Below are 7,065 nucleotides of genomic sequence, written 5' to 3'. Positions count from 1 at the left end.
GGAGGAGATTATTCAGTGGTTAAAACCCCACCCCTAGCCCCTCCCCGCAAGCGAGGAGGGGGACAGGAGATAAGTGGAGTTATGTTCAGAAATCAAGGAGATAAAGTATGATGTCAGAAACTAAACCCCGTGATGTACAAATATTGCCCATTGGTACAGATACCATAATATTGCGATCGCGCAGTTGGGCTAGATTAAGATTTGAACTTGAATATGCCTTAGCTAGATTTCCAGGCACAATAAAAAAATAGCAAACGGAGAAGGTATCTATGAAAATTGCACCACATATCATCGTGAAATCTTACTCTTTGCGCCTCTGCGCCTCTGCGTGAGACAAATTCATCCTTTCATTCAGCAACACCAAAATTCTCTATAACGAACAACTGACCAATGACTAATAAACCCCGTGATGTACAAATACTGCCCATTGGTACAGATACCATAATATTGCGATCGCGCAGTTGGGCTAGATTAAGATTTGAAATTGAATATGCTTTAGCTAAGGGAACAACGGCTAATTCTTATCTCATCCAAGGCGATAAAAATGCCCTTATTGACCCCCCTGGCGAAACTTTTACCGAAATCTACCTCCAAGCTTTACAACAGCGGTTTAATGTCAAAAATCTCGATTATGTGATCCTTGGTCACGTTAACCCCAACCGGGCTGCGACGTTAAAAGCTTTACTGGAAATTGCTCCCCAAATTACCTTTGTTTGTTCTAACCCGGGGGCGATAAATTTACGCGCTGCTTTGGAAAATCAAGATTTATCAATTCTGGTTATGCGCGGGGAAGATACCCTTGATTTAGGTAAAGGACACCATTTACAATTTATTCCCACTCCTAACCCCCGTTACGCTGACGAACTTTGTACCTGGGACCGGCAAACAGAAATCTTATTTTCTGATAAACTATTTGGGGCGCATATTTGCTCAGACCAGGTATTTGATGAAGGTTGGGAGGTGTTTAATGAGGATAGACGCTATTATTTTGACTGTTTAATGGCACCTCACGCTAAACAAGTCGAAACAGCTTTAGAGAAATTAGCAGATTTGTCCGTGCGAATGTACGCTACGGGTCATGGTCCAATTGTCCGCTATGGTTTAATTGACATTACCAAGGGTTACAGAGAATGGACTAAACAGCAAACCTCCGCTGATATGACTGTGGCTTTAATTTATGCTTCAGCTTATGGTAATACTGCAACTTTAGCACAGGCGATCGCTCGCGGTATCACTAAGGCTGGTGTGAGTGTCGAGGCCATTAACTGCGAATTTACTGGACCTGAAGAAATCAAAGCCGCTGTGGAAAAATCCGCCGGTTTTGTCATAGGTTCTCCCACCTTAGGAGGACACGCACCCACACCGGTACAAACAGCTTTAGGAATAGTCCTCTCAACTGCGACTAATAATAAATTAGCGGGGGTATTTGGTTCTTTTGGTTGGAGTGGGGAAGCGGTTGATTTAATTGAAGGTAAACTTAAAGACGCAGGATACAGATTTGGTTTTGACACCATTCGCGTCAAATTCAAACCCAATGAAGTCACCTTACAAACCTGCGAAGAAGCGGGAACTGATTTTGCTCAAGCATTGAAAAAAGCGGCGAAAAGATTAGTTGTCGCTAAACAACCTGCTACAAATGTAGAACAAGCCGTGGGTCGCATAGTTGGTTCTTTGTGTGTAGTTACAGCAACCGAAGGAGACATCAAAACAGGAATGTTAGCTTCTTGGGTGACACAAGCTAGTTTTAATCCGCCTGGTTTAACTATTGCGGTTGCTAAAGACCGGGCTATGGAAAACATGACTCACACCAATAACAAATTTGTCGTTAACATCTTAGCGGAAGGGAAGGAAATCCGTAAGCAATTTATGAAGGTTTATACTCCTGGACAAGATAGATTTGCGGGTTTGGACATTCAAGAAGCCAATAATGGAGGTATTATTCTCAATGGTGCTTTAGCTTATCTAGAATGTTCTGTGCAAAGTCGCATAGAAGCTGGTGATCATTGGTTGGTTTATGCGACTGTTGATGATGGTAAAGTCCTAAATCAAGATGGTGTCACAGCGATACATCATCGCAAATCAGCGAGTTATTATTAACACCTTACGTCTTAGCCCCTCTAGGATTAGATAGAGGGGTAATTTTTTTGACGCTATGATGTAAAACGTCTGCTCGTATTTTTGATCACTTTAAATAATGCTTAATTTTCAATAATTAGAACTTCAAACAATTAGAACTTCAAACCCGTCCCATAATTTATCATCTAAAACCTGGAAATGCTTGGTTTTGGCTGGTTTTTCTCAAAGGCGACACCCGGATTTGAACCGGGGGTGAAGGTTTTGCAGACCCTTGCCTTACCACTTGGCTATGTCGCCGCGCCTACGATTACTTATGATAGCACCATTTTTCCCAATTTGCACTATCTAGGAGAAATTTTTTTAATTATGCTTTTGATTATTAATTTTTTTCACAGACTGGACAGACTGAAAGCCTGTCCAGTATTGGATTTTAAGGATTTAATTTGACTTCTTGGGCAAAATTCCCCCAACGCAGGAAGTGAAAAGGACCAGCGACAGAACCCCAAATATGCTCATCTGTTTCAGGATTTCGCCCTCTGTCACGGCTGATGAACCTTTCACCATCAATTTCAAAATCACTATCCAAATAGGTTTTTTGCCCGTCACGGATGACAATGCAGCCCTTTCCTGGTTCGACTCTGCCCTGGAATTGGCGGCCAGTCCATTCTACAATCATGTTACAACCAGAAAGCTTTTCTAGGCGATCGCTTGTTAAAGTTTGTAACCGGGGTAAATCACGAGAAGCACCGTAAAAGTCTTTTTCTGCTTTGACTGTATAGTTTTCAATGTGAATTTTATCCCCTACAGTTGTCAGATGTAACACCCGCACGCGGTAGGGTTTATTCAGCATATAGTCGTAAGCTTGTTCCACAAACAAACTCACCCCTGATAATACCTGCCAATTCAGGGGACGCATACATACGCGAATATGGGCAAAAAAAGCCGGATTCTCAAAAACTTGGGCTTGATTGCTAAAATCGGCCGCCATCCACCGTGCTAAGGTGGTAATATCTGTAGAATGAGTCATACTAATTTTGGATTTTGCATGAGGAATGCTTATGATTTTAAATCCTGATGAGGCTCAAGCTACATCTTATATTTAACCGTATTTAACCAAAACGTCCAGAAACATAGTCACGGGTACGAGCATCTAAGGGACTACCAAAGATTTGACTGGTAGCACCAAATTCTACCATCTGACCGATACGACTTTCATCGGTACTGAAAAAGGCTGTGAAATCAGAAACACGAGTTGCTTGCTGCATATTATGAGTGACAATGACAATCGTAAATTCTGTTCGCAACTTGTGAATCAAGTCTTCCACTTTCATGGTAGCAATAGGATCGAGGGCTGAACAAGGTTCATCCATGAGTAACACCTTGGGTTTGACTGCTAAAGCCCTAGCGATACAAAGACGCTGCTGTTGTCCACCAGAAAGCCCAAAAGCAGATTGTTTTAGTTTATCTTTGACCTCATCCCAGAGGGCAGCACCTTTAAGCGCAGATTCCACAATTTCATCTAATTCTACTTTCGGACATCGGCCGGCAATTTTTACGCCGTAAGCAATATTTTCATAAATACTCATGGGAAAAGGGTTTGGTTTTTGGAATACCATACCAATTTCCCGACGCAGACGATTGATATTAATGCGAGGGTCATAGATGTTTTGACCAAAAAATTCGATACTACCTTCAACTTTGACTTTTCCTTCTAATTCATTAATGCGATTAATAGTTTTAATGAATGTAGATTTACCACAACCACTAGGACCAATTAGTGCGGTAACTTGGTTTTTATAGATATCCAATGATATCCCTTGAATAGCTTTATAGTTGCCGTAATAAAAGCTAAGATTTTTGACTTTGATCGCTGTGGTTAGATTACTCATAATTTAATACAAAAAACGTTTTTAATTGGCTTTACTTTTCTGAGAGATTAAGCGAGATATCAAGCTAAAAAATAGCACTATGGTCAGAAGAATGATAGAAGTAGTCCAAACTAATTGGTTTACTGCTGGGTCGGGATTATTATAAAGATTAAAAATCAATACTGGTAACGAAGCAGTAGGACTTAATAAACTATCTGACCAATTTTGACTAAATAAAGCGGTAAAAATTAGTGGTGCGGTTTCACCAGCAGCACGAGCTATGGCTAAGGAAATACCCGTAGTAATTCCTGGGATAGCAGCACTAATAATCACGCGAAAAGTAGTTTGGAAGCGGGTCCCTCCCAAGGCTGCGGATGCAAGACGCTGAGGTATAGGAATTAACTTTAAAGCCTCTTCTGTCGTCAATACTATCACGGGTAGCATGATTACAGATAAAGCAAAACCACCAGCAATGGCGCTAAATTGCTTAGTTATTAAAACAATCACACCATAAGCGAACATCCCCACCACAATTGAAGGCACACCCGTCAGAATACTAGTAATAAATCTAACATATTGAGCGACTGGGTTAGTTTGACTAAATTCTGCTAAGAAAATTCCCGTCATTACCCCCACGGGAATACTGAATAATGCACCAATACTTACCATAAGTACAGTACCAAGAATAGCATTAGCAAAGCCATTTTCAATTAATGGACTAAATAACATCTCCAACCTAAAGCCAGAAAGTCCTCTGTGCAGAATTTCCCACAATATGGATAATAAAGGCAATAGTGCTAATGCGGTTAAACCAAAGGCCAGTCCATTCATTAAGTATGTAAATACTTGTCTACTGGTAGGTAGGGGCTTACATAATTCCGTCGTTATGGATTGATCTACTTGCGACTTGAAAGAACCACTCATATTAATTTTGGATTTTGGATTTTAGATTTTGGATTTTAGACAGAAATTTTCATTTTTTCTTCCTTCTTCTTGACTCCTTTCATCTATTCTTTTTACCAACCCATTTAACTAATAAAACAGCCGCAATATTGACAGCTAGAGTTAAGGCAAATAAAATTAAGCCTAAATAGCTTAACGAACCAATATGTAATCCTGGTTCAGCTTCGGCAAATTCATTAGCTAAAACAGCGGGGATTGTGTATGCTGGATCAAGTAAAGATAGACTGATTTGAGCGTAATTACCAATTACCATGGTTACTGCCATTGTTTCTCCCAAAGCCCTACCAAGAGACAACATAGCCGCACTTACCAACCCGGAAAATCCTGCTGGTAATAACACCCGAAAAATTGTTTCCCAGCGAGTTCCTCCCAAAGCCATAGATGAAGTACGTAAATCCTTAGGAATGACCAACATTACATCACGAGAAATAGCTGCCATTGTCGGTAAAATCATAATGGAGAGAATAATTCCCGCTGTCAACATATTATTTCCCACTGGATCTTCGGTATTAAATAGTGGTATGAATGCAAAAGTGCCACCAAGCCATTTTTCCAAAGGTTTGATGACAGGAATAAATACAAAAATTCCCCATAAACCGATAATTACACTGGGGATAGCTGCAATTAATTCTACCACAAAAGCGAGGGTACTTTTAACCGGAATGGGTAAGAAATCCTCACTAGTTACTAAAGCTATGGATATACCCACGGGTACTGCTAGTAAAATGGCGATCGCACTACTTACCAGTGTTCCATAAATATAGGGCAACGCGCCGAAAATTTGATTACCTGTATCCCAATCTTGACTCCATAAAAAGCCCAGTCCGAATTCACCAATAGCCGGTTGTGCTTGCTGAAAAATTACCCAAGTCATCACAAATAGAATGGCTACAGTAATACCAGCAAAAATATACACCAGCCAGGTAAATCCTCTATCGAACCAGAAGTTAATACCACTGCTCGATATTAAATCAATATTTCCATTATTTAAACTCAGTGAATTCTTATCCCGTTCTTCAAAGAAATTAGTCATAATTAATAACAGGTGGAGGAAATAAAAGGAATATACATTTTATAGGGTATTTAAAACAGGGTATTTGCAAAGTTTTAGTTAGTGATATTACTCCCCCCAGTCTCCCCAATGCTTTAGGAAGAGATTATTCCCTCCCCTTGACAAGGAAAGGGTGGGGTGTGGTACTTATGACTGTGTGTACAAAATTACTTGACAGTGCTATTTACAGTCTTTAATACACGATTGACAACATCACTGGGAATTTTAGTGTAGTTGAGGTCATCATTATATTGTTGACCGTCTTTGAGAACCCAGTTAATCCATTTTTTAATTGCATCAGCTTTAGTAGGATTAGAATACTGTTTGTAAACCATCATCCAAGTTAAACCAACAATAGGATAACCTTGTTCTGGGTCTCCAATAAAAACGCGGTAGTTGTCGGGAAAAGTTACATTTGATAAGGCTGAGTTAGCAGATGCTAAGGAAGGAGCGACAAATTGTCTTTTCTTATTTTGCAATTCCGCCGATTTTAGATTGTTTTTGGTAGCATAGTCATATTCAACATAACCAATAGATCCGGGATTACTTTTCACCAATGCAGCTACTCCCGGATTTCCTTTACCTTTGAGGGCGTTTGGTAAAGTCCATCTGGGAGCAGTATTAGCACCAATTCTACCTTTGAAATAACCGCTAATAGAACTTAAATGGTTAGTAAAAATGAAAGTTGTGCCACTACCATCAGCGCGAACCACAAATTTAATTGGTTGATCTGGTAGATTCACACCAGGGTTATCCGCTTTAATTTTCGCGTCACTCCAGTTAGTAATTTTTCCAGAGAAAATATCTGGTAATGTAGTGCGAGATAATCTCAGGTTGTTGACACCAGGTACATTATAAACAACGGAAACAGCACCACCAGCAGTAGGTACTAAAATGACACCATTTTTAACTTTAGCAATCTCATCATCTTTCATGGCTGCATCACTAGCACCAAAGTCTACAGTTCCCGCAATGGTTTGACGAATACCACCACCACTACCAATTGCTTGGTAATTAACTTTCAAATCAGGATATTTTTTCTTAACTTCACGGGCATACTTTTCGTAAAGAGGAGCGGGAAATGTTGCTCCTGCACCGTTCAAAGTC

The 7,065-nt window shown here is 40.1% G+C and carries 7 protein-coding genes and 1 tRNA gene; 2 read left to right on the top strand and 6 right to left on the bottom strand.

Going from position 1 to position 7,065, the window contains the following annotated elements; all coding sequences use genetic code 11:
- Positions 1-107: 107 nt before the first annotated feature.
- Both ACIR310F_RS25275 and ACIR310F_RS0105770 read left to right on the top strand, forming a co-directional pair.
- Positions 108-251, top strand: a complete 144-nt coding sequence (locus ACIR310F_RS25275; protein ID WP_155963636.1) for a hypothetical protein — start codon at positions 108-110, stop codon at positions 249-251.
- Positions 252-390: 139 nt separating this feature from the next.
- Positions 391-2,097, top strand: a complete 1,707-nt coding sequence (locus tag ACIR310F_RS0105770; RefSeq protein ID WP_028082994.1) for a diflavin flavoprotein — start codon at positions 391-393, stop codon at positions 2,095-2,097.
- Between the two features lie 205 nt (positions 2,098-2,302).
- Here ACIR310F_RS0105770 and ACIR310F_RS0105765 read toward each other — a convergent pair.
- The 6 genes from ACIR310F_RS0105765 to pstS form a co-directional block, all read right to left on the bottom strand.
- A tRNA-Cys gene (locus ACIR310F_RS0105765) sits at positions 2,303-2,373 on the bottom strand.
- Positions 2,374-2,506: 133 nt separating this feature from the next.
- On the bottom strand, positions 2,507-3,103 hold the full coding sequence (locus tag ACIR310F_RS0105760; protein WP_028082993.1) for a chromophore lyase CpcT/CpeT: 597 nt from the start codon (positions 3,101-3,103) through the stop codon (positions 2,507-2,509).
- Between the two features lie 82 nt (positions 3,104-3,185).
- The gene (gene pstB, locus ACIR310F_RS0105755) at positions 3,186-3,965 is read right to left on the bottom strand and encodes a phosphate ABC transporter ATP-binding protein PstB (protein WP_028082992.1); all 780 of its coding nucleotides are present in this window, start codon (positions 3,963-3,965) and stop codon (positions 3,186-3,188) included.
- Between the two features lie 21 nt (positions 3,966-3,986).
- Positions 3,987-4,868 carry a phosphate ABC transporter permease PstA gene (gene pstA / locus ACIR310F_RS0105750; protein WP_028082991.1) on the bottom strand — a complete coding sequence of 294 codons (882 nt, stop codon included), beginning with the start codon at positions 4,866-4,868 and terminating at the stop codon, positions 3,987-3,989.
- Positions 4,869-4,947: 79 nt separating this feature from the next.
- Positions 4,948-5,940 (bottom strand): phosphate ABC transporter permease subunit PstC, encoded by a 993-nt coding sequence (gene pstC / locus ACIR310F_RS0105745; protein WP_028082990.1) that lies wholly within the window; start codon positions 5,938-5,940, stop codon positions 4,948-4,950.
- A gap of 185 nt (positions 5,941-6,125) precedes the next feature.
- Positions 6,126-7,065 (bottom strand): phosphate ABC transporter substrate-binding protein PstS (gene pstS / locus ACIR310F_RS21685; RefSeq protein ID WP_231387404.1); only part of this gene is annotated, 940 nt, incomplete at its 5' end.

Source organism: Dolichospermum circinale AWQC310F (assembly GCF_000426925.1).
Classification (GTDB): Bacteria; Cyanobacteriota; Cyanobacteriia; order Cyanobacteriales; family Nostocaceae; genus Dolichospermum; species Dolichospermum circinale.
Note: the sequence above shows the minus strand (reverse complement) of the source record. Positions and strands in the feature narration are given on the sequence as shown.